The organism is Streptomyces sp. NPDC044033 (genome assembly GCF_056434425.1).
In genome coordinates this window covers 123,446-145,642 of the sequence record NZ_JBWKFF010000009.1, presented here as the reverse complement: position 1 = coordinate 145,642, position 22,197 = coordinate 123,446, and the positions used below count along the sequence as shown (strand labels likewise).

18 protein-coding genes and 1 tRNA gene are annotated in these 22,197 nt (G+C 71.4%); 12 read left to right on the top strand and 7 right to left on the bottom strand.

Annotated elements, in window-relative coordinates:
- Window positions 1-77: 77 nt before the first annotated feature.
- Window positions 78-1,049, bottom strand: a complete 972-nt coding sequence (gene speB / locus AC07AB_RS18210; protein WP_478567490.1) for an agmatinase — start codon at window positions 1,047-1,049, stop codon at window positions 78-80.
- Window positions 1,050-1,247: 198 nt separating this feature from the next.
- Between speB and AC07AB_RS18205 the strand changes: the two genes are divergently transcribed.
- Entirely contained in the window at window positions 1,248-2,027 is a 780-nt protein-coding gene (locus AC07AB_RS18205) for a phosphatase (RefSeq protein ID WP_478567488.1), read from the top strand.
- A 249-nt stretch (window positions 2,028-2,276) separates the two neighbouring features.
- Here AC07AB_RS18205 and AC07AB_RS18200 read toward each other — a convergent pair whose 3' ends face one another.
- The 3 genes from AC07AB_RS18200 to AC07AB_RS18190 form a co-directional block, all read right to left on the bottom strand.
- Window positions 2,277-3,167: an acyl-CoA thioesterase gene (locus AC07AB_RS18200; protein WP_478567486.1), complete on the bottom strand. Its 891-nt coding sequence runs from the start codon at window positions 3,165-3,167 to the stop codon at window positions 2,277-2,279.
- Between the two features lie 54 nt (window positions 3,168-3,221).
- A complete protein-coding gene (locus AC07AB_RS18195; RefSeq protein WP_478567484.1) occupies window positions 3,222-4,379 on the bottom strand; it encodes an acyl-CoA dehydrogenase family protein in 1,158 nt (385 codons plus the stop codon).
- 223 nt (window positions 4,380-4,602) lie between these two features.
- Window positions 4,603-5,196: an SACE_7040 family transcriptional regulator gene (locus AC07AB_RS18190; RefSeq protein ID WP_478567482.1), complete on the bottom strand. Its 594-nt coding sequence runs from the start codon at window positions 5,194-5,196 to the stop codon at window positions 4,603-4,605.
- 136 nt (window positions 5,197-5,332) lie between these two features.
- Between AC07AB_RS18190 and AC07AB_RS18185 the strand changes: the two genes are divergently transcribed.
- From AC07AB_RS18185 to AC07AB_RS18170, 4 genes are read left to right on the top strand one after another with little or no spacing between them, the layout of a single operon-like run.
- The gene (locus tag AC07AB_RS18185) at window positions 5,333-6,964 is read left to right on the top strand and encodes a carboxyl transferase domain-containing protein (protein ID WP_478567873.1); all 1,632 of its coding nucleotides are present in this window, start codon (window positions 5,333-5,335) and stop codon (window positions 6,962-6,964) included.
- A gap of 13 nt (window positions 6,965-6,977) precedes the next feature.
- Complete coding sequence (locus tag AC07AB_RS18180; protein ID WP_478567870.1) at window positions 6,978-9,212, top strand: acetyl/propionyl/methylcrotonyl-CoA carboxylase subunit alpha; 2,235 nt, start codon at window positions 6,978-6,980, stop codon at window positions 9,210-9,212.
- Window positions 9,209-10,186: a hydroxymethylglutaryl-CoA lyase gene (locus AC07AB_RS18175; protein ID WP_478567480.1), complete on the top strand. Its 978-nt coding sequence runs from the start codon at window positions 9,209-9,211 to the stop codon at window positions 10,184-10,186. The genes AC07AB_RS18180 and AC07AB_RS18175 overlap by 4 nt, the downstream gene beginning before the upstream one ends.
- A 5-nt stretch (window positions 10,187-10,191) precedes the next feature.
- Entirely contained in the window at window positions 10,192-11,358 is a 1,167-nt protein-coding gene (locus AC07AB_RS18170; RefSeq protein ID WP_478567478.1) for an acyl-CoA dehydrogenase family protein, read from the top strand.
- A gap of 310 nt (window positions 11,359-11,668) precedes the next feature.
- Here AC07AB_RS18170 and AC07AB_RS18165 read toward each other — a convergent pair whose 3' ends face one another.
- Window positions 11,669-13,369 carry a beta-N-acetylhexosaminidase gene (locus AC07AB_RS18165; protein WP_478567475.1) on the bottom strand — a complete coding sequence of 567 codons (1,701 nt, stop codon included), beginning with the start codon at window positions 13,367-13,369 and terminating at the stop codon, window positions 11,669-11,671.
- Between the two features lie 135 nt (window positions 13,370-13,504).
- Here AC07AB_RS18165 and AC07AB_RS18160 point away from each other — a divergent pair, with 135 nt between their 5' ends.
- The 3 genes from AC07AB_RS18160 (at window position 13,505) to glmS (ending at window position 16,696) form a co-directional block, all read left to right on the top strand.
- Window positions 13,505-14,407 (top strand): DUF4429 domain-containing protein, encoded by a 903-nt coding sequence (locus AC07AB_RS18160; protein WP_478567472.1) that lies wholly within the window; start codon window positions 13,505-13,507, stop codon window positions 14,405-14,407.
- Between the two features lie 98 nt (window positions 14,408-14,505).
- Window positions 14,506-14,781, top strand: a complete 276-nt coding sequence (locus tag AC07AB_RS18155; protein WP_030875438.1) for a hypothetical protein — start codon at window positions 14,506-14,508, stop codon at window positions 14,779-14,781.
- 94 nt (window positions 14,782-14,875) lie between these two features.
- Window positions 14,876-16,696, top strand: coding sequence for a glutamine--fructose-6-phosphate transaminase (isomerizing) (gene glmS, locus AC07AB_RS18150; protein ID WP_478567469.1), 1,821 nt, complete (start codon window positions 14,876-14,878; stop codon window positions 16,694-16,696).
- A gap of 721 nt (window positions 16,697-17,417) precedes the next feature.
- On the opposite strand, the gene AC07AB_RS18145 is transcribed toward glmS, so the two are convergent.
- Entirely contained in the window at window positions 17,418-17,939 is a 522-nt protein-coding gene (locus AC07AB_RS18145) for a universal stress protein (protein ID WP_478567466.1), read from the bottom strand.
- A gap of 348 nt (window positions 17,940-18,287) precedes the next feature.
- Between AC07AB_RS18145 and AC07AB_RS18140 the strand changes: the two genes are divergently transcribed.
- From AC07AB_RS18140 to AC07AB_RS18125, 4 genes are all read left to right on the top strand, one after another.
- Entirely contained in the window at window positions 18,288-18,656 is a 369-nt protein-coding gene (locus AC07AB_RS18140) for a hypothetical protein (protein WP_478567463.1), read from the top strand.
- 368 nt (window positions 18,657-19,024) lie between these two features.
- Window positions 19,025-20,299 (top strand): helix-turn-helix domain-containing protein, encoded by a 1,275-nt coding sequence (locus AC07AB_RS18135; protein WP_478567460.1) that lies wholly within the window; start codon window positions 19,025-19,027, stop codon window positions 20,297-20,299.
- 5 nt (window positions 20,300-20,304) lie between these two features.
- Entirely contained in the window at window positions 20,305-20,913 is a 609-nt protein-coding gene (orn, locus tag AC07AB_RS18130) for an oligoribonuclease (RefSeq protein ID WP_478567457.1), read from the top strand.
- A 95-nt stretch (window positions 20,914-21,008) separates the two neighbouring features.
- A tRNA-His gene (locus AC07AB_RS18125) sits at window positions 21,009-21,081 on the top strand.
- A 648-nt stretch (window positions 21,082-21,729) separates the two neighbouring features.
- Here the strand turns inward: AC07AB_RS18125 and AC07AB_RS18120 are convergent.
- Window positions 21,730-22,065, bottom strand: coding sequence for an ArsR/SmtB family transcription factor (locus AC07AB_RS18120; protein WP_478567454.1), 336 nt, complete (start codon window positions 22,063-22,065; stop codon window positions 21,730-21,732).
- Between the last annotated feature and the right edge of the window lie 132 nt (window positions 22,066-22,197).

The window sequence follows — 22,197 nt, the reverse complement described above, 5'->3', positions numbered from 1 at the left end:
CCACCTCACGCGGCACAGGCTAGTCGCAGGCTCTGACATCCGCTCCCCCTACGGGGCGATCAAGGCAGGTCAGACCCCTACGAACGGGCCGCCGCGATCTGCCGGGACATCAGCGTCGTCAGCTCGTACGCCGTGTGCGACGCCGCCACGGAGGTGATCTCCGCGTGGTCGTACGCCGGGGCGACCTCGACCAGGTCGGCCGAGACGAGGTGGCAGTCGGAGAGGCCGCGCAGGATCTCCAGGAGCTCGCGCGAGGTGAGGCCGCCCGCCTCCGGGGTGCCGGTGCCGGGGGCGTGGGCGGGGTCGAGGACGTCGATGTCGATGGAGATGTACAGCGGGCGGTCGCCGATGCGCTGGCGGAGCTGGTCGGCGACCTCGTCCACGCCGCGCCGCATGACGTCCGCCGACGTGACGATGCCGAAGCCCATCTTCTCGTCGTCGTCGAGGTCCTTCTTGCCGTACAGCGGGCCGCGCGTGCCGACGTGGGCGAGGGCCGAGGTGTCGAGGATGCCCTCCTCCACGGCGCGCCGGAAGGGCGTGCCGTGGGTGTACTCCGCGCCGAAGTAGGTGTCCCAGGTGTCCAGGTGCGCGTCGAAGTGCAAAAGGGCGACCGGACCGTGTTTACGGGCCATGGAGCGCAGAAGGGGAAGGGCGATGGTGTGGTCGCCTCCCAGGGTCATCAGCCGGGCGCCGGTGTCCAGGAGGTCGTCGGCGGCCGCCTGGATCGACTCGACCGCCTCTTCGATGTTGAAGGGGTTGGCGGCGATGTCGCCGGCGTCGGCGACCTGCGCGAGGGCGAAGGGGGAGGCGTCCTGGGCCGGGTTGTACGGGCGCAGCAGCCGCGACGCCTCGCGGATCGCGTTGCCGCCGAACCGCGCGCCGGGCCGGTAGGAGACGCCGGTGTCGAAGGGCACGCCGACCACGGCGACGTCGGCGGTGCCGACCTCGTCCAGGCGGGGCAGCCGGGCGAAGGTCGCGGGCCCGGCGTAGCGCGGGACGCGGGAGGAGTCGACGGGGCCGCGAGGGACACGGGGGGCGGGGCTGGTCATGCGATGGCCTCTCGTACAGGGTCGGGGCGGACCGGGGTCGCGACGGTACGGGCGCGGGCGCGCACGATGGTGCCGCTGCCTGGAACGTACCGAGCGTAGGCAGCGGCACGGATTCCGCACATGTACGTATCCGTGGATCCGGCCACCGCATATGGACATCACGTCCAGCTGAAACCGGTACGGGGGACAATGGGTCCCATGCCGATACCCAGCCGCAGCGAACTGATCGACCACCTCGTCCGTACGCGCATCGCGGGCGACGTCGCGACCCCTCGGGAGAACAATCTCGACCACTACCGCAAGCTCTCCAACGGCGACCGCCATTACTGGCTGGGGCTGGAGCTCGGCGACCGCTGGAGCGACGAGCAGGACGTACTGGCCGTCATGGCGGAGCGGTGCGGCGTCAGCGACGATCTGGACCACCGCGCCGGACAGGACACCATCGACCCGGAGCTGACGGTCGCCGCGCTGGACCGGGCCGCGGTCGTGCTGGCGAAGGCCGCGGAGGACCGGAAGCGGGTGCTGTTCGCGACCGGTCACCCGGGCGGGCTGCTGGACGTGCACCGGGCGACGGCCGCCGCGCTGCGCGCCGTGGGCTGCGAGATCGTCGTGATCCCGGAGGGGCTCCGGGCGGACGAGGGCTTCGTCTTCCAGTTCGCGGACGTCGCCATGCTGGAGCGCGGCGCGACGCTGTGGCACACGCACTCCCCCGAGCCGATGGCCGCGATCCTGGACGGCCTCGCGCGCGAGGGCCGGCCACTGCCGGACCTGGTGATCGCCGACCACGGCTGGGCGGGCTGCGCGGGCCAGCGCGGCATCGACGCGGTGGGCTACGCGGACTGCAACGATCCGGCGCTCTTCCTCGGCGAGGCGGAGGGCACGCTCCAGGTGACGGTGCCGCTCGACGACCATGTGACCAGCCCGCGGTTCTACGACCCGATGACGGCGTATCTGCTGCACGCGGCGGGCCTGTCCTGACCACCCGGCCGTGACCTCGGCCGACCTGCCGTGACCGCGGCGGACCTGCGGTCACCGCGGTGTGCCCGCCGTGACCGCGGCGGCGCGGCTCGCCGTCCGCCGCCGCGCGCCGCCTTCGCAGCACGTCCCCGCCTGCCGTCGCCTCGGTCTCTCCGGGCGCGGCCGGTACGCACCCGGAGCCGGGTCCGGGCCCAGGGCAAGCCCGGGGGCGACCCGTGCCGCACCACCAGGGGAATCGTTTCAGCGCACCTACCGCCGGCCACGAGGAACGCGGATCACGCCCTCCTGGATGACAGAGACGGCCAACTGCCCGTCCGCCGTGTAGATGCTGCCCTTGCCGAGCCCGCGGCCGCCCTGCGCGGTGGGGCTCTCCTGGTCGTACAGCAGCCACTCGTCGGCCCGGAAGGGGCGGTGGAACCACATCGCGTGGTCGAGGCTCGCGCCCACGACGTCGCCGACGGCCCAGCCGCCCCGCCCATGGGCGAGCAGCACGGAGTCGAGGAGCGTCATGTCGGAGACGTAGGTGACCAGGCAGACGTGGAGCAGGGGCTGGTCGATGACGCCGTCCAGTTTGCCGTGCGTACGGAACCAAACCTGCGACTTCGGCTCACGCGGCTCGCCCACGCTGGCGAACGGCGGGGCGTCCACGTACCGCAGGTCCACGGCCGCCCGCGCCTCCAGCAGGCGCTCGACGACGTCCTCACTGAGGACCCTGCCCGCGTACCGGGGCAGCATCTCGGCGGCCGTCGGCAGAGTGAGCGGGTCGGGCGCCTTCGGCATCGGCACCTGGTGCTCCAGCCCCTCCTCGTACGCCTGGAACGACGCGGAGAGGTGGAAGATCGGCTGCCCGTGCTGCACCGCCACCACTCTTCGGGTGGTGAAGGAGCGGCCGTCGCGTATGCGGTCGACGGTGTAGACGATGGGCGCGCCGGGGTCCCCGGGGCGCAGGAAGTATGCGTGCAGGGAGTGGGCCGCGCGGTCGTCCGGGACCGTGCGGCCCGCGGCGACCAGCGCCTGGGCCGCGACCTGGCCGCCGAAGACGCGCGGCACCACGGAGGAGCGGCTGCGGCCGCGGAAGATGTCCTGCTCGATCCGCTCCAGGTCGAGCAGTTCGAGCAGGGACTCCAGTGCTTCGTTCATCATTGGAGTATCCGTTGACGTGCCGTGGGGCCGCCGAGCGGTCCGCGTCCCGGCCTACAGCCCCATCGACTTGGCGATGATGGAGCGCATGACCTCGCTGGTACCGCCGTAGATGCGGCTGACGCGGGTGTCCGCGTACAGCCGGGCGATGGGGTACTCCATCATGTAGCCGTAGCCGCCGTGCAGTTGGAGGCACTTGTCGATGACGACGGCGGCGCGCTCGGTGGTGAAGAGCTTCGCCGAGGCGGCGTCCGCCGGGGTCAGCTCGCCCGCGTCGTGCGCCTCCAGGGCGCGGTCGACGACGGCCTCCATCGCGTCGACCTCGGACTTGCAGTCGGCGAGGACGAACTTGGTGTTCTGGAAGGACGCGACCGACTTGCCGAAGACGGTGCGGTCCTCGACGTACGCCTTGGCGAAGGCGACGGCCGCAGCGGACTGCGCGTACGCGCCCACCGCGATGCTCAGCCGCTCCTGCGGCAGGTTCTGGCCGAGGTAGCCGAACGCCTTGCCTTCCTCGCCGAGCAGGTCCTCGACCGGGACCTTGACGTCGGTGAAGGACAGTTCGGCGGTGTCGGAGGTCTTCAGGCCCAGCTTCTCCAGCTTCCGGCCGACCGCGTACCCCTCGGAGGCGGTGTCGACGACGAGGATGGAGATGCCGCCGCGCCGGTCCTCGGGGGTGGGCGGGGCGGTACGAGCGCAGACCAGCACCCGGTCGGCCAGTACGCCGCCGGTGATGAACGTCTTCGCGCCGTTGAGGACGTAGTGCGTGCCGTCCTCGGAGAGCTTGGCGGTGGTCTTCATACCGGCCAGGTCGGAGCCGGTGCCGGGCTCGGTCATGGCGATCGCGGTCATCAGGTCGCCGGAGACGAAGGAGGGCAGCCAGCGCCGCTTCTGCTCCTCGGTGCCGTACTTGAGGATGTACGGGAGGCAGAGCGCGGAGTGCACGCTGGAGCCGCCGAAGCTGACGCCCGCGCGGGCGCACTCCTCGGAGATGATCGCGGTGAACTTGAAGCTGGTCTCGCCCGCGCCGCCGTACTCCTCGGGGACCTCGATACCGAAGATGCCCAGCTCGCCGAGTTTCTTGTACAGGTCACGCGGGACGCAGCCGGCCTCCCGCCACTCGTCGTAGTAGGGCACGACCTCGGCGGCGATGAAGTCGCGAATGGTCTCGCGGAACGCCTCGTGATCCTCGTTGAACACCGTGCGACGCACTGCACGCCTCCCTGGATCGGCTTGCTGAGCCTGTAGCGCCGGCCAGGACTGGCTAAGCGCTTGCTCAGAAAAAGCTACCCGCCGGTCACGAAGCTGTCCAGAGGTGAGAGGACCGTCCGGAGTCGAACGGCACGGCGGCCATCGGCGCGGAGACGGAGACAGGGGTGGGGGCGGAGAGAGGGCGGAAGTGGGGGTGGGGGCAGCGGCCGGGGCAGGGGCGGAATCAGTACGGCGTCACGGCCGCGAGCGCGCCATGCGCCAGGCGGCGCAGCAGCGCGGCCATGGAGGCGCGGCCGGGCAGCGAGGCCCGGCGGCTCAGGTGCGGAGTGGAGTTGAGCAGGCCGAAGACGGCGTGGACGGCGGTGCGCACCTGCGGCTCGGGGGCCTCCGGGTGCAGCTCGCGCACGGCGTCGACCCACAGTTCGACGTACTGCCGCTGGAGCTGGCGCACCAGCTTGCGGTCGCTGTCCCGCAGCCGGTCCAGCTCGCGGTCGTGGAGGATGATCAGGTCCCGGTCGTCCAGGGCGAAGTCGATGTGTCCGTCGATGAGCAGGTCCAGCAGCGCCGCCGGGTCCCCCGCCGCCGCGTCCACGCGCTTCCGGCCCCCGGCGTAGAGCCGTCCGCTGATGCCGACGAGCAGTTCGGCGAGCATGGCGTCCTTGCCGGCGAAGTGGCGGTAGAGGCCGGGGCCGCTGATGCCGACCGCCGCTCCTATCTCGTCGACCCCGACACCATGGAAACCGCGCTCGGCGAAGAGGCGCGCGGCCTCCTTCAGGATCTGGTCGCGGCGGGTGGGGGCGGCGGCGTGCGTCGTCATGAAATCAATTGTAGACAGCGGCGTTAGTGGTCGTTAACCTGGACGCAATGCGTTAACGACCACTAACTAAGATCATCACCGAGCAAGGGAGCTCGTACGGATGACCGCATCCCCGCCGGGGGCCGACCCCGGGGCCCTGGCCGAGGCGCCGGTGCTGACCAGCTCCGCCGATCCGGCGTCCGACGCCTGGCGGGCCAATGAGGCCGGACACCGCGAGCTCTCGGACCACCTCGCGGAGAAACTGGCCGCCGCGCGGCTGGGCGGCGGCGAGCGCGCCCGCGCGCGGCACACCGCGCGCGGCAAGCTGCTGCCCCGCGAGCGGGTGGACGCGCTCCTCGACCCCGGGTCGCCGTTCCTGGAGCTGGCACCACTGGCCGCCGACGGGATGTACGGAGGCGCCGCCCCGGCCGCCGGGGTGATCGCCGGGATCGGGCGGGTGGCCGGCCGCGAGGTGGTGATCGTCGCCAACGACGCCACCGTCAAGGGCGGCACGTATTACCCGGTGACCGTCAAGAAGCACCTGCGGGCCCAGGAGATCGCGCTGGAGAACCGGCTGCCGTGCGTGTATCTCGTGGACTCCGGCGGCGCGTTCCTGCCCATGCAGGACGAGGTCTTCCCCGACCGCGAGCACTTCGGCCGGATCTTCTACAACCAGGCGCGGATGTCCGGCGCCGGCATCCCGCAGATCGCGGCGGTGCTCGGCTCCTGCACGGCCGGCGGCGCGTACGTACCGGCCATGAGCGACGAGGCCGTCATCGTGCGCGGCCAGGGCACGATCTTCCTGGGCGGGCCGCCGCTGGTGAAGGCCGCCACGGGCGAGGTCGTCACCGCCGAGGAGCTGGGCGGCGGCGAGGTGCACTCCAAGGTCTCGGGCGTCACCGACCACCTCGCCGAGGACGACGCGCACGCTCTGCGGATCGTACGGACCATCGTCTCCACCCTGCCCGCGCGCGGCGCGCTGCCGTGGACCGTGCGGCCCGTGGAGGAGCCGAAGGCCGATCCGGCGGGGCTGCGCGGGGCGGTCCCGGTCGACTCCCGCACGCCGTACGACGTGCGGGAGGTGATCGCGCGGGTAGTGGACGGCTCCCGGTTCGCGGAGTTCAAGGCCGAGTTCGGGCAGACGCTGGTCACCGGCTTCGCGCACATCCACGGCCACCCGGTCGGCATCGTCGCCAACAACGGCATCCTCTTCTCCGAGTCCGCCCAGAAGGGCGCGCACTTCATCGAGTTGTGCGACCAGCGCGGCATCCCCCTGGTCTTCCTCCAGAACATCTCCGGCTTCATGGTCGGCCGCAGCTATGAGGCGGGCGGCATCGCCAAGCACGGCGCGAAGATGGTGACGGCCGTCGCCTGCACGCGCGTGCCGAAGCTGACGGTCGTGGTCGGCGGCTCGTACGGGGCGGGCAACTACTCCATGTGCGGGCGCGCGTATTCGCCGCGCTTCCTGTGGATGTGGCCGAACGCGAAGATCTCGGTGATGGGCGGCGAGCAGGCCGCCTCCGTGCTCGCGACCGTCAAGCGCGACCAGCTCGAAGCGCGCGGCGAGGAGTGGAGCGCCGAGGACGAGGAGTCCTTCAAGGCCCCGGTGCGCGAGCAGTACGAGACCCAGGGCAACGCCTACTACGCGACGGCGCGGCTGTGGGACGACGGGGTCATCGACCCGTTGGAGACCCGGCAGGTGCTGGGGCTCGCCCTCACCGCCTGCGCCAACGCACCACTCCCCCAGCGGGACAGCGCGGCGCCGGGCTACGGCGTCTTCCGGATGTGATGGGGGGATGAGCATGTTCGACACCGTCCTGGTGGCCAACCGCGGCGAGATCGCGGTCCGCGTCATCCGCACGCTGCGCGCCCAGGGCGTCCGCTCGGTCGCCGTCTTCAGCGACGCGGACGCGGACGCCCGGCATGTGCGGGAGGCCGACACCGCCGTGCGGATCGGCCCGACGGCCGCCGCCGAGAGCTATCTGTCCATCGAGCGCCTGCTGGCGGCCGCCGCCCGCTCCGGCGCCCAGGCCGTCCACCCCGGCTACGGCTTCCTCGCCGAGAACGCCGCCTTCGCCCGCGCCTGCTCGGACGCCGGGCTCGTCTTCATCGGCCCGCCGGCCGACGCCATCGAGCTGATGGGCGACAAGATCCGCGCCAAGGAGACCGTGCGGGCGGCAGGCGTGCCCGTCGTCCCCGGCTCCTCGGGCAGCGGCCTCGGCGACGCCGAACTGGCCGCCGCCGCCCGCGAGATCGGCATGCCCGTGCTGCTCAAGCCCTCGGCGGGAGGTGGTGGCAAGGGGATGCGCCTGGTCCACGAGGAGTCGGCGCTCGCCGAGGAGATCGCCGCCGCGCGGCGGGTGGCGCGCGGCGCCTTCGGCGACGACACGCTCCTGGTGGAGCGGTGGGTCGAGCGGCCCCGCCATATCGAGATCCAGATCCTGGCGGACGCGCACGGCAACGTGGTCCACCTCGGCGAGCGCGAGTGCTCCCTCCAGCGCCGCCACCAGAAGATCATCGAGGAGGCGCCGTCCCCCCTGCTCGACGCGGCCACCCGCGCCGCGATGGGCGAGGCCGCGGCCTCGGCGGCCCGCTCCTGCGGCTATACGGGCGCGGGCACCGTCGAGTTCATCGTGCCCGGCGACGACCCCGCCTCGTACTTCTTCATGGAGATGAACACCCGGCTCCAGGTCGAGCACCCCGTCACGGAGCTGATCACCGGCCTCGATCTGGTGGAGTGGCAGCTGAGGGTCGCCGCCGGCGAGCGGCTGCCCTTCGGGCAGCCGGACATCTCCCTCACCGGCCACGCGGTGGAGGCCCGGATCTGCGCGGAGACCGCCCGTGCCGACGACGGCCAGGTGACTTTCCTGCCCTCGGCCGGGACCGTCCGCGCGCTGTCCGAGCCCCACCGGGACGACGTGCGCGTGGACTCCGGCCTCTCCCGGGGCACCGAGGTCGGCACCGCGTACGACCCGATGCTCGCCAAGGTCATCGCGTACGGCCCCGACCGCCCCACCGCGCTGCGCCGGCTGCGCGCCGCCCTGGCCGAGACGACGATCCTCGGCGTCGACACGAACACCGGCTTCCTGCGCAGGCTCCTCGCCCACCCCGAGGTGGCCGCGGGCACGATGGACACGGGCCTGGTCGACCGCGACGCGCACACGCTGGTGCCGCGCGGCGTGCCGGACGAGGTGTACGCGACGGCGGCGCTGCTGCGCCAGGCCGCGCTGCACCCGGCGCGGGACCCGGCAGGGGCCGGGGACGACGGCCCGCCCGCCGGCTGGACCGATCCGTTCTCGGTGCCGAGCGGCTGGCGGCTCGGCGGCGAGGCCGCGTGGACCGTGCACCACATGCGCGTCCCGGGCCACGCCCCGGTCGCGGTCCGCGTCCGGGGCCTCGCCGACGGGGCGGAAGTCCTGATCGACGCCCCGGAGACGGCGAGTCCGGAGCCGGCAGGCGCGGAGTCGACCGGCCCGGAGCAGACAGGCCCGGAGCAGACAGGCCCGGAGGCGGCCCGCACGGCACCCGGCGACACGGGCGGCGCCCAGGCCCCGGCGGACCGGCCCACCGGGACCGCGGTCGCCGCGAGGCTGACTGCTCGGGGACCGCTGCCTTCGGTTCCGGGGAAGGAAGGGGCGGGGATACACACCACCGGCGCCCGCCGCGTCACCGTCGAGTACGCCGCCGTCACCCACGCCTTCACCCATGCCCCCGGCCCGGAGGGCACCTGGCTGGGGCGCGACGGCGACGCCTGGCACGTACAGGACCACGACCCTGTCGAGGCCGGCGGCGCGGCGGCGGGCGCGCACGCCGGGGCGCTCACCGCGCCGATGCCCGGCACGGTGACCGTCGTCAAGGCCGCCGTGGGCGACGAAGTGACCGCCGGGCAGAGCCTGTTGGTGGTGGAGGCGATGAAGATGGAGCACGTGATCGCCGCCCCGCACGACGGGACCGTCACGGAGCTGGATGTGACGGCGGGCAGCACGGTCGCCATGGACCAAGTGCTCGCCGTAGTGACACCGCGGGAGGAATCATGACCGGTCAACCGCCCCCCGGGCTGCCGATGGCCGTGCCATCCGCCGGCCTGCCCGCCCGCGTCCGTATCCACGAGGTGGGCGCCAGGGACGGGCTCCAGAACGAGCAGGCGGTCGTACCCGTCGAGGTGAAGGCGGATTTCATCCGCCGACTCGCCGCGGCGGGGCTGACGACCATCGAGGCGACCAGTTTCGTGCACCCCAAGTGGGTGCCCCAACTCGCCGACGCCGAGCAGCTCATGGAGATGCTGGGCTCCCCCGCGGCCCTGAGCGGCCCCGCCGGTTCCGACATCCGGCTCCCGGTCCTCGTGCCGAACGAACGCGGCCTGGACCGCGCCCTGGCGCTCGGCGTGCGGGAGATCGCCGTGTTCGGCAGCGCGACCGAATCCTTCGCCAAGGCGAACCTCAACCGCACCGTGGACGAGGCGCTGGCCATGTTCGCGCCCGTCGTCGCCAAGGCCGGGGACGCCGGCGTCCGGGTGCGCGGCTACCTCTCCATGTGCTTCGGCGACCCCTGGGAGGGGCCGGTCCCCATCGCCCAGGTCGTGCGCGTCAGCCGCGCGCTCCTCGACCTCGGCTGCGACGAACTGAGCCTCGGCGACACGATCGGCGTGGCCACCCCCGGTCACATCGGCGCGCTGCTGACCGCCCTGGGCGAGGCCGGGGTCACGACGGACCGGCTGGCCGTGCACTTCCACGACACCTACGGCCAGGCCCTCGCCAACACCCTCGCCGCGCTGCGGCACGGCGTCGCCGTCGTCGACGCCTCGGCGGGCGGCCTCGGCGGCTGCCCGTACGCGAAGAGCGCCACCGGCAACCTCGCCACCGAGGACCTGGTGTGGATGCTCAACGGCCTCGGCATCGAAACCGGAGTCGACCTCGGCCTGCTCACCGCCACCAGCGTGTGGATGGCCGCCCATCTGGGACGCCCCAGCCCGTCCCGCACCGTCCGCGCCCTCTCCCACAAGGAGCAGTGAAAACGATGCCGATCGACCACCGCCTCAGCTCCGAGCACGAAGAACTCCGCCGCACGGTGGAGGCGTTCGCTCACGACGTCGTCGCGCCGAAGATCGGCGACTTCTACGAGCGGCACGAGTTCCCGTACGAGATCGTCCGCGAGATGGGGCGCATGGGGCTGTTCGGGCTGCCCTTCCCCGAGGAGTACGGCGGCATGGGCGGCGACTACCTCGCCCTCGGCATCGCCCTCGAAGAGCTGGCGCGCGTCGACTCCTCCGTGGCGATCACCCTCGAAGCGGGCGTCTCACTCGGCGCGATGCCCATCTTCCGCTTCGGTACCGAGGAGCAGAAGCGGGAGTGGCTGCCCCGGATGTGCGCGGGCGAGGTACTGGGCGCGTTCGGCCTGACCGAGCCGGAGTGCGGCTCGGACGCGGGCGGCACCCGCACCACCGCGCGGCTCGACGAGGCCACGGGCGAGTGGGTGATCAACGGCTCCAAGTGCTTCATCACCAACTCCGGCACGGACATCACCGGCCTCGTCACGGTCACCGCCGTCACGGGGCGCAAGGAGGACGGCCGCCCGCGGATCTCCACGGTCATCGTGCCGTCCGGCACCCCCGGCTTCACAGTCGCGCCCGCGTACTCCAAGGTCGGCTGGAACGCCTCGGACACCCGCGAGCTGTCCTTCTCCGACGTCCGGGTCCCGGCGGCCAATCTGCTGGGCGAGGAGGGGCGGGGGTACGCGCAGTTCCTGCGCATCCTCGACGAGGGCCGGATCGCAATCTCGGCGCTCGCCACCGGGCTGGCCCAGGGCTGCGTGGACGAGTCGGTGAAGTACGCCGGTACGCGGCAGGCGTTCGGGAAGCCGATCGGGGCGAACCAGGCCATCCAGTTCAAGATCGCGGACATGGACATGCGGGCCCACACGGCCCGTCTCGCCTGGCGCGACGCCGCCTCCCGGCTGCTGCACGGCGAGCCGTTCAAGAAGGAGGCGGCGCTCGCGAAGCTCTACTCCTCGGAGATCGCCGTGACGAACGCGCGCGAGGCCACGCAGATTCACGGCGGGTACGGCTTCATGAATGAGTACCCGGTGGCCCGGATGTGGCGCGACTCGAAGATCCTGGAGATCGGCGAGGGCACGAGCGAGGTCCAGCGCATGCTCATCGCGCGCGAGCTGGGCCTGGCCGGCTGACCCTCACGCTGAAGCTGACCCACAAGCGCCGGGCGGATGCCGACGCCGACCTCCCAAGCGCCGGGCCGACGCTGACGCTGGCCCCTCAAGCACCGGGCAGACACCGACGCCGACCCCTCAACCGCCCGGCAGACACTGGCACTGGCTCCTCAAGCACCGGGCAGGCGCGCACCGGTCGACAGACCGCCCGGCGGCGCGGCAGGGGTGGCGGGGGCATCGGAGAGGGCAGCACCTGGCAGGAACAGGAGCCCCCGCCCTCCAGCCCGCCCGGCGCTTGAGGACGCCCCGCGGACATGGGCGCGGGTCCCTGCTACCGCGCCGACGGCCAAGGGACCTGGGGCGAGCGGTAGTAGTCGATGCCCAGCGCGTCCCAGCGCTCTGCCTGCGCGGCCAGCCGTACGCGGTACGAGCCCCAGTCGTGCGTGCTCGCCGGGGACCAGCCGAGCTCCGCGATGCCCGGCAGCCGCGGGAACGCCATGAAGTCGAGCTGCTCGGTCGTGGCGAGGGTCTCCGTCCACAGCGCCGCCTCGACGCCCAGGACCGACGACGCCGGCACGCCCGCCAGGTAGTCGCCGGGGTCCCAGTCGTAGGCCCGCTTCACCTCGACGAGTCCGGCCCAGTGCAGCCCCAGCGGGGTGTCCTTGGTGTACTTCATGTCGAGGAAGGACCGGTCGGCGGGTGACAGGATCAGGCCGGTGCCGTTCTTCGCGGCCTCGGCGACCTGGGCCCGCTCCGCGGGAGGCGTCTTGTCGTAGCCCCAGTACTCCGCGATCGCGCCCTTGACCGGGTGCGCTCCGGTCAGCTGGTGCCAGCCGATCACCGTCTTCCCGTACTTGGCGACGATCGGCTGCGCCCTGTCCATGATGGTGACGTAGTCCTCGTGGTTCGTGGAGTACGCCTCGTCGCCGCCGATGTGCAGATACGGGCCGGGCGTCAGGGCCGCCAGCTCGCGGAGCACGTCGTCCACGAAGTCGTAGGTGATCTGCTTCCGCGCGCACAGCGAGCTGAAGCCGACCTCCGTGCCGGTGTACAGCGGCGGCGCGATGCCGTCGCAGTTGAGCGGCGCGTACGAGGCGAGCGCCGAATTGGTGTGGCTCGGCAGGTCGATCTCGGGGATCACGGTCAGATAGCGGCTCTGCGCGTAGCGGACGATCTCCCGGTAGTCGGCCTTGGTGTAGTAGCCGCCCGGCCCGCCGCCGACCTGGGTGCTGCCGCCGTGCGTGGCCAGCCGGGGCCAGGAGTCGACGGCGATGCGCCACCCCTGGTCGTCGGAGAGGTGCAGATGCAGTCTGTTGAGCTTGTAGAGCGCCAGCTGATCGATGTAGCGCTTGACCTGGTCGACGGTGAAGAAGTGGCGGCCGACGTCGAGCATCGCGCCGCGGTAGCCGTAGCGCGGCACGTCGACGATGGTGCCGCCGGACACCTGCCACGGTCCGGCCTGCCGTCGGTGCCTCTCGATGTCGGCGGGCAGCAGTTGCCGCAGGGTCTGCGCCCCGTGGAAGAGCCCGGCCGCCGTGCGGGCGCTGATGGTGACGGAGCGGTGGGTGACCGAGAGCCGGTACCCCTCCGCGCCGAGCCCGCGCGTCTCGTCGTCCCCGTCGCTCTCGTCTCCCTCGCCGCCCTGACCGCCCTGGCCGCCCTCGCCGACGAGCCGCAGCCGGATGCCGTCGTCGCCGTCGCGCGTGGTGACGGCGAGGGCGTACCCGGTGGCGGGGCGCAGCATGCGGGCCAGGTACTCGCCGACCTGCCGGGCCTCGCGCGAACCGGCGGGTATCCGGACGCGGGTTCCGGCGCTGAGCGCGTACGGGCGGCCGTGGGGCCGTACGGACGCGGGCACGGGTATGACGCTGCCGAGCGGGGTCGCGGCGGGCGTCCGGCCCGGGGGCTCGGCGGCGGCGCCCGTTCCGGTCGTCGCGGCTCCGGCGGTGACGACCAGCAGCAGTGACCAGAGCAGTCGGGACAGGGGCCTGGCGGGGCGGGCGTGGGGGAGGTGCCGGGCGCTGCGTCTCACAGGAGATCCCTTCGCGGGCTGTGTACGGAAAGTGGCGCGCACGAACGTCCACCTGGGTACCAACTGCCCCGCGCACGGTCAAGAGGGTCAGGACGGGGCCCGCGTGGGCCGCTTTCGCCTGAAAGAATTCCTTGTATGGCGGAAATCATGCAGAAGGATGGCGTGTGGACGTTCGACGGCGAGACGATACGCATCGTTCCGGGCCGCGAGCGCGGGGTGCACCTCATGCGCCAGACGCTGGGCGAGCTGGCCGTGCCGCTCGCCGCGGTGGCGGGGGTCGCCTTCGAAGCGGGACGCAAGAGCGGTCGGCTGCGGCTGCGGCTGCGCGAGGGCGCCGATCCGCTGCTCCAGGCCGTTCGGGGGCGGCTGCCGGACTCGGCTGATCCGTACCAGCTCTCGGTGGAGACGGACCGTACGGGCGTGGCGGAGTACTTCGTCACCGAGGTGCGTACCGCGCTGCTGCTGGAGCAGATCGACAGCGGTCCCAGCGATCGCTATCTGCTGCCGGGCCCCGCGGTGCCCTTGTCGGTGGGGGCCGGGGACGGCATCGCCGCTTTCGACGGGGAGCAGGTGCGCCTGGAGTGGAACTGGAAGACGGAGGACGCCAAGAAGTCCGCGGGGACCCGCCTGTTCTCGGTGTCGGATGTGGTGTCGGTGGTGTGGCAGCCGTCGGCGGGGCTGGAGAACGGTTACCTCCGCTTCGTCCTGGCGAACGCGTCCACCCAGGCCCCGCCGAAGTATGACCCGTACGCCGTCGAGCTGTACGGCTTCAAGAAGGACCCCTTGATGGCGTTGATCGCGGCGGCGGTGACGGCCCGTATGCCGCACCCCTCCGCTGCGGATCAGACCCCCGTGACGCCGGCCGAACCAGCCGGCACCGCGCCCGGAAAGGGCACCGGCAAGGATCCGGGCGGCGACGGGAATGATCACGACACGCTGTTGCGCAGGCTCCGCGAGCTGGGCGAGCTGCACCGGGAGGGGATACTGACGGCCGAGGAGTTCGCGGCGGCCAAGCAGGCCGTGATGAAGCGCTTCTGAACCACTCCCCCACCACCCCTCACGCTCTCCAACAAGAATCCTGCCCGATATCGGGCAGGATTCTTGCGTATGTCCCCAAGAGTCATCAGTATCAACGGGTGCTCGAACGCCGTACGTCCCATGACGACCTCGTCGACCACCTGGTGCGCAGCACTCCGCTGCAACGCGGCGAGGCCGCCCGGGTGGTACTGGACGTGCTCGCGTACTTCGATGAGACGGCCGAGGAGTTCGTACGCCGCCGCCACCGGGAACTGCAGTCCGGCGGGCTGACCAACCCGGACATCTTCGAACGGATCGCGGCCGAGCTGCCGCACCGCGCGGTGGCGCCGCCCGAACTCTCACTGCGGCAGCTGCGCCGCATCGTCTACGGCTGAGCCGCCCGCCGGGCCCCGGGCGCGCCGTCGCGCGGCCCCGGCCGGGCAGCGGCTCGGCGACCCACGACCACCGACCCGGGAGGGCCAGAACACTATGTGCGGGATCGTCGGATACATCGGCAAGCGTGACGTCGCACCACTGCTGCTGGAGGGCTTGCAGCGGCTGGAGTACCGGGGCTACGACTCCGCGGGCATCGCCCTGCACGCGAGCGGCAAGACCGGTGGCCTGAAGTCCGCGAAGGCCAAGGGGCGCGTCCGCGAGCTGGAGGCGCGGCTGCCCAAGCGCTTCGCGGGCACCACCGGCATCGCGCACACCCGCTGGGCCACCCACGGCGCGCCCAACGACATCAACGCGCACCCGCACCTGGACGTCGACGAGAAGGTCGCCGTCGTCCACAACGGCATCATCGACAACGCCTCCGACCTGCGCGCCAAGCTGACCGCCGAGGGCGTCACGTTCCTCTCCGACACCGACACCGAGGTGCTCGCCCACCTCATCGGCCGCTCGCAGGCCCCCACCCTGGAGGAGAAGGTCCGCGAGGCACTCCGACTGGTCGAGGGCACGTACGGCATCGCCGTGCTGCACGCGGACTTCCCGGACCGCATCGTCGTCGCCCGCAACGGCTCCCCCGTCGTGCTGGGCATCGGCGAGAAGGAAATGTTCGTCTCCTCGGACGTCGCCGCGCTCGTCAGCCACACGCGCCAGGTCGTCACCCTCGACGACGGCGAGATGGCCACCCTGAAGGCCGACGACTACCGCACGTACACCACCGAGGGCTCGACCACCTCCGCCCAGCCGACCACCGTGGAGTGGGAGGCCGAGTCGTACGACATGGGCGGCCACGACACGTACATGCACAAGGAGATCACCGAGCAGGTCGACTCGGTGGACCGCGTGCTGCGCGGCCGGATCGACGACCGCTTCTCCACCGTGCACCTCGGCGGGCTCAACCTCGACGCCCGCGAGGCGCGCGCGGTGCGCCGGGTGAAGATCCTCGGCTGCGGCACCTCGTACCACGCGGGGCTGATCGGCGCCCAGATGATCGAGGAGCTGGCGCGCATCCCCGCGGACGCCGAGCCGGCCTCCGAGTTCCGCTACCGCAACCCGGTCGTGGACCCCGACACCCTCTACATCGCGGTGTCGCAGTCCGGTGAGACGTACGACGCCCTCGCCGCCGTGCAGGAGCTCAAGCGCAAGGGCGCCCGCGTCCTCGGCGTGGTGAACGTGGTCGGCTCGGCGATCGCCCGCGAGACCGACGGCGGCGTGTACGTCCACGCGGGCCCCGAGGTCTGCGTCGTCTCCACCAAGTGCTTCACCAACACGGTGGTCGCCTTCGCCCTGCTCGCGCTGCACCTCGGGCGCATCCGCGACCTGTCCGTCGCCGACGGCAAGCGGATCATCGCGGGCCTGCGCAAGCTGCCCGAGCAGATCGCCGAGATCCTGCGCGACGAGGAGCACATCGCGAAGCTCGCGGCCGAGTACGCGAACGCAAAGTCGATGATGTTCATCGGCCGGGTACGGGGCTACCCCGCAGCCCTGGAGGCATCGCTGAAGCTCAAGGAGATCAGCTACATCCACGCCGAGGCGTACCCGGCCTCCGAACTGAAGCACGGCCCGCTGGCGCTCATCGAGCCCGCGATGCCGACGGTCGCGATCGTTCCGGACGACGACCTGCTGGAGAAGAACCGCGCCGCGCTGGAGGAGATCAAGGCCCGCAGCGGCAGGATCCTCGCGGTCGCACACCGGGAGCAGGAGAAGGCCGACCACACGATCGTGGTACCGAAGAACGAGAACGAGCTGGACCCGATCCTGATGGGCATCCCGCTGCAACTCCTCGCCTACCACACGGCGTTGGCGCTGGGCCGGGACATCGACAAGCCGCGCAACCTCGCGAAGTCCGTGACGGTCGAGTAACCGCCGGAGCGCCACCCGCGCGTGGGCGGGGACGGTGGAGGAGCAGCCCCTCGGCAGGGGCGGGGCGGTGGAGCAGCCCCTTCGGCGGGGGGCGGGGACGAGAGCGGGCCGGTCACGGGGGTGCCGGGCCGGGGGCTACCCCTCCGCGCGTGCCACCACGCGCGCGGAGGGGCCGCCTCCCCTGCGCCGATGCTGCCCTCGCACCGGCGACTGCCGCCCCGGGAACCGTCACCTCCCGGTCGGCGGCAAGCCGTGTTCGGGGTCTACCCCCTACCCGCACCCAATCCACCCCCTACGCGTGGGTAGATTTGTCGACTGTTGGCGGCGGACCGAAGTCAACTCGACCGATAACCGTCGGCGATCCTTGTGGCTGGGACGCGTACGAGGTAGTAGGGCCGGCGCGGCGCCCGGGCGCACGCCGAGGGTGCCGGCACGCCTGGGGGCGCACCCCTATGGGATGCGTGCACACCGGCGGGGACCAGGCCCGGGCCCGTACGGACGCAGGGCGGGCCACCACTGCGTACGGGTGCGGACGCCCGGGGCGGAGCGCGCCGGGAGGACCGCCGAGCGAACGGCCGCCCGTATGGGGAAGACGGCGCGCATGGGAAAGACAGCCCGTACGGGGAAGACAGCGCGCACCCCCGTTTGCACTCCCGCACCTCCCGCCCCGTCGACCGCCCCCGGACGGGGGTCCTACGCCCCAGGGGGAAGGGCGGCGCCGCTAAGGGATGACGACGACGGGGCGCTGGGCCCGGCGCGCGAGACGGCCGGCGACCGAGCCGAAGATGCGGCCGACCAGGCCGTGCGTGGAGCCGACGACAATGGCGTCGGCCGAGTACTCCCGGCCGACTTCCTCCAGCTCATGGCAGATGTCGCCGCCGCGCTCGACGAGAATCCAGGGCACCTCGGACAGATAGTCCGCACAGGCGAGTTCCAGGCCGAGCACCTCGGTCCGGTGGTCGGGCACATCGACGAAGACGGGTGGTTCGCACCCTGCCCAGACGGTCGTCGGCAGCCGGTTCGCCACATGGACGATGATCAGGCCGGAGCCCGAGCGGATGGCCATGCCGATTGCGTACGCAAGCGCTCGCTCACTCGACGTGGATCCGTCGAAGCCGACGACGACGCCGTGCCGAAAAGCCGGGTCGCAGGAGTGACGTGTTTCTTCCGCCGCTTCGGGGGCCGCCGCGTGATCGGCAACCCTCTTGCGGTCCGCGGGTTCGGGGAATTCGTGACCGGCCATCGATGTCTCGGCGAAGGAAATCCTCTTGCGGAGGGATCAGCGGTGGGGTTCGGCGGTGGGCTGGTTGGAGTTGTCGTCGGACAGCGAACCATGGGCGGATCATGGTGCACAAAATCCGTCCGGGATTCATCTTTCCAAGTCCTTACCCACCAGGGTACGGCGACACTCGCCTCCTGCCCAGAGGCCGCCCCATGGGACGAACCGCCCGGAGGCGGGTTCCGAGGAGCATGCACGAGGGCGGCTCGTAGCGCAATGCCTTGGGGGTGGCCCTGACGCGCGCGACGCAGTGACCCGGCGGGCGGCCCCGCGTTGTAGTACCGCCGACCGCCGCCAGTAGGGAGCTCTCCAGTGCCGGGAATCCTGCAGTACGCGCGCCGCGACGACACCCCGGGACGCCCCGGCGCGGGCCCCCGCGAAGACCCTTTCGGGGGCGCCTCCGACTCGGTGGGCGACGTGGTGCGCTGGGCCGTCTTCAGTTGCGCGCTGGTCCCCGTCGTACTGCTGGCGTGCGGCCGGTCCTTCGGCGGCGCGGCCGGTACGGCGGTGGGGCTCGCGGCCATCACCTGCGCCTGCCGGGCGCTGCTGCGCCGGGCCGAACGGAACGCCGCCCGGTCGGCCGCCGACCGGGCGGCCCCGCACCGCGGCCGCCATGGGCGTACGGGCGTGGGGGCGCACCGGGGTGGACGCCTCAGCGAGGGTAGTGCGCCGGTCGACTGACGCATCGCCAGCTATGCGCCCGGCCCTTTTCAGCCAACTTCAGGCTGAAGCCCATACCTTGGCGAACGGGGCCCCCAACAGCCTCTCGACCAGCAACGAAAGGACCGAGGGGAGCGGTTGCACCCCACGGGTATTGGGCATGGGCGAGAGGCGTACTTTTCAGCGGGGCCTGCAAGTGCAACGCTTCGTGATCGAACGCTTTACGCCAAGTTGCCATGTCGACATAGAGCCGGGTGGTGAACTGGTCACCGCGACCACATGCGACACAGTAGATTCGATCTTGGCCATGACCGGCGGGGGAACCGTTCAGGACCGAGGGGAAACGTGCAGGACCGAGAGGACTCGACCGCCGAGGGGGGCTTAGCGCCATGAGCCAGGACTCCACGACCGTACCGGAGACCACGCGCAAGCTCTCCGGACGCCGCCGCCGGGAGATCGTCGCTGTACTGCTCTTCAGCGGCGGCCCCATTTTCGAGAGCTCCATCCCGCTCTCCGTGTTCGGAATCGACCGCCAGGACGCCGGCGTTCCGCGCTACCGACTGCTGGTCTGCGCGGGCGAAGATGTGCCATTGCGAACAACCGGCGGACTGGAACTGACAGCACCGTACGGCCTGGAGGCGCTCTCCAGGGCGGGCACCGTCGTCGTGCCCGCCTGGCGCTCCATCACCGGGCCACCACCGACCGCGGCGCTCGACGCGCTGCGGCGAGCGCATGAGGAGGGCGCCCGGATCGTAGGGCTGTGCACGGGTGCCTTCGTGCTGGCCGCGGCCGGCCTGCTCGACGGCCGGCCGGCGACCACCCACTGGATGTACGCGCCCACGCTCGCCAAGCGCTATCCATCCGTACACGTCGATCCGCGAGAGCTGTTCGTGGACGACGGCGACGTGCTCACCTCGGCGGGCACAGCCGCGGGCATCGATCTGTGCCTGCACATCGTCCGCAACGACCACGGCGCCGACGCCGCGGGGGCCCTGGCCCGCCGGCTCGTCGTACCGCCGCGGCGCACCGGCGGTCAGGAGCGCTATCTCGATCGGTCTTTACCGGAGGAGATCGGCGCGGACCCGCTGGCCGAGGTCGTCGCGTGGGCGCTGGAGCACCTTCACGAGCAGTTCGACGTGGAGACGCTGGCCGCCCGCGCGTACATGAGCCGTCGCACCTTCGACCGACGTTTCCGTAGCCTCACTGGGAGCGCTCCACTGCAGTGGCTGATCACCCAGCGGGTGCTTCAGGCGCAGCGGCTCCTGGAGACTTCGGACTACTCGGTGGACGAGGTGGCGGGACGCTGCGGGTTCCGCTCACCCGTGGCACTGCGCGGCCATTTCCGCAGGCAGCTGGGGTCTTCTCCGGCCGCCTACCGGGCCGCGTACCGGGCTCGCAGGCCGCAGAGCGGTCTCGTCGACCGTACGGACCGGGGAGACCGTACGGATCGGGGGGACCGGTCGGACCGCCCGGAACTGGTGGAACAGCGGACCGGGGAGTCGGCGTCCCTGCCGATGCGCCGGACCGCCGTCGCCACCGCGCACGCCATCTCGGGGACGGCCACCGCGGCGCCCCCGGCCCCGGACCGCCCGGAACCGGGGAAGCCGGAGTCCGACCTGTACACCCCACGCCTGCCCGGCCAGCGGGAACGCCCCGTAGGGTGAGACGCATGAACGATCGCATGGTGTGGATCGACTGCGAGATGACCGGGCTCTCGCTGTCGGATGACGCGCTCATCGAGGTGGCCGCCCTGGTCACCGACTCTGAGCTGAACATCCTCGGAGACGGCGTGGACATCGTGATCCGCCCGCCCGCCGAGGCCCTGGTCACCATGCCCGAGGTGGTCCGGAGGATGCACACGTCCTCCGGACTGCTGGCGGAGCTGGACGCCGGGACCACGCTGGAGGACGCGCAGCAGCAGGTCCTGGCGTACATCCGCAAGCACGTCCCGGACGCGGGCAAGGCTCCGCTGTGCGGAAACTCCGTCGGCACGGACCGCGGCTTCCTGCTGCGCGACATGCCGGAGCTGGAGAGCTACCTGCACTACCGGATCGTCGACGTGTCGTCCGTGAAGGAACTGGCCCGCCGCTGGTTCCCGCGCGCGTACTTCAACAGCCCGGACAAGAACGGCAACCACCGGGCACTCGCCGACATCCGCGAGTCCATCGCCGAGCTCCGCTACTACCGCGAGGCGGTCTTCGTCCCGCAGCCCGGCCCGGACTCGGACACCGCGAAGGCCATCGCGGCCAAGCACGTCCTGCCTGCTCAGGAACAGTGACCCGGCTCGCTCCCGGCCCCACAAAAAGCCGGGAGCGAGCACCCCTGAAGACCCTGTACACTTTTCCTCGGCCGGTGCGAAAAGCGCCGGACATGGTGGGTATAGCTCAGCTGGCAGAGCACCTGGTTGTGGTCCAGGATGTCGCGGGTTCAAGTCCCGTTACTCACCCTTGATGGATCAGCCCCTGACCTGGGAAAACGGGTCGGGGGCTGATCCTTTTCCGCATTGCGGCCAAACCACAGCCGGACCAGGGGGCTTGCTCCGCACCGATGCGCGTCCAGCCTCTCCTCATGGCCACCGCAGGAGAGCACACCTGGCGCAACGGATCTACGGACCTACGAACCGGCAAGCCCGCCGGCTCCGCGACGGGCCTCCACGGCGGGCGCGGCGACTCGTGGGAGAGCGAGCAGTTCGACGGCAGCGATGCGGCCGAGCAGTTCAAGAGGCCGATCGGCACCTGCACGTACCGGAGAACGAGCACGACGGCCCCGGCCCACCGCCACTGCCCACTGCCTATGCCGGAAACCTCCGGTAGGGTTTTGCGCCCTATGCCGGGATCTGCACAAGTAGCGAAAACCCAGGGCCTCTCGACCTGAAACAGCAGGTCGCGGAAGGCGGTCCACTGGTGGAGTGTCGGTATTCGAGAGTTGCAGTATTCGCCCGTAAGACGAGCAGTCCCGCACCCGACCCGCTCACGTCAGCGGTGGCGAAGCGTATAAATGTCGCCGTAACGGGCGCTGTCTGCGCGAAGACGCCGGATCAAGCACACGATCCCGGAGCCGAGGGCTCATAGGGCGAACATGTGCCCACCTGTGCTCAGCGAGGAGCGGTACCGCCCGGAGGCTCTGCTCCCAGGAGCGTGAGCAGCCCGGGGAATCTCTTCTCGATGTCCGCGCGTCGTAGTCGGATGCCCTTGCGGTTGCCGTAGTCGATCTCGTCAATGAGACCTGCCTCGCGTAGGGCCCGGAAGTGGTGGGTCTGGGTCTGCTTCGAGATCGGAAGATCGAACGAGTTGCAGCCCCGCTCATTGTCGCTGCGATCGGCGGCCAGCTGCGTCATCACCGAACGACGGTGCTCATCGGCGAGGGCGCGAAACACCACACCCAGATCGAGCGCATCGGCCTCCGGGCCGACCAGGTTCTTCCCGGTCACGCGGCACCCCCTTCAGGTACGACTTGAATCGTACCTGAAGGTCGTGCTCCACTGAGGTACGAATTCTTTCGTACCTGGTCCGGTTGTGCTGCCCCGTGCCGCCGCCGTCTGAGACCCGGCCCGGCACTCGCC

Bases quoted from the DNA above. Each gene is read 5' to 3' on its own strand.
- speB (WP_478567490.1), bottom strand. From the start codon at position 1,049: ATGACCAGCCCCGCCCCCCGTGTCCCTCGCGGCCCCGTCGACTCCTCC.
- AC07AB_RS18205 (WP_478567488.1), top strand. From the start codon at position 1,248: ATGCCGATACCCAGCCGCAGCGAACTGATCGACCACCTCGTCCGTACG.
- AC07AB_RS18200 (WP_478567486.1), bottom strand. From the start codon at position 3,167: ATGAACGAAGCACTGGAGTCCCTGCTCGAACTGCTCGACCTGGAGCGG.
- AC07AB_RS18190 (WP_478567482.1), bottom strand. From the start codon at position 5,196: ATGACGACGCACGCCGCCGCCCCCACCCGCCGCGACCAGATCCTGAAG.
- AC07AB_RS18180 (WP_478567870.1), top strand. From the start codon at position 6,978: ATGTTCGACACCGTCCTGGTGGCCAACCGCGGCGAGATCGCGGTCCGC.
- AC07AB_RS18175 (WP_478567480.1), top strand. From the start codon at position 9,209: ATGACCGGTCAACCGCCCCCCGGGCTGCCGATGGCCGTGCCATCCGCC.
- AC07AB_RS18170 (WP_478567478.1), top strand. From the start codon at position 10,192: ATGCCGATCGACCACCGCCTCAGCTCCGAGCACGAAGAACTCCGCCGC.
- AC07AB_RS18160 (WP_478567472.1), top strand. From the start codon at position 13,505: ATGGCGGAAATCATGCAGAAGGATGGCGTGTGGACGTTCGACGGCGAG.
- glmS (WP_478567469.1), top strand. From the start codon at position 14,876: ATGTGCGGGATCGTCGGATACATCGGCAAGCGTGACGTCGCACCACTG.
- AC07AB_RS18145 (WP_478567466.1), bottom strand. From the start codon at position 17,939: ATGGCCGGTCACGAATTCCCCGAACCCGCGGACCGCAAGAGGGTTGCC.
- AC07AB_RS18135 (WP_478567460.1), top strand. From the start codon at position 19,025: ATGAGCCAGGACTCCACGACCGTACCGGAGACCACGCGCAAGCTCTCC.
- orn (WP_478567457.1), top strand. From the start codon at position 20,305: ATGAACGATCGCATGGTGTGGATCGACTGCGAGATGACCGGGCTCTCG.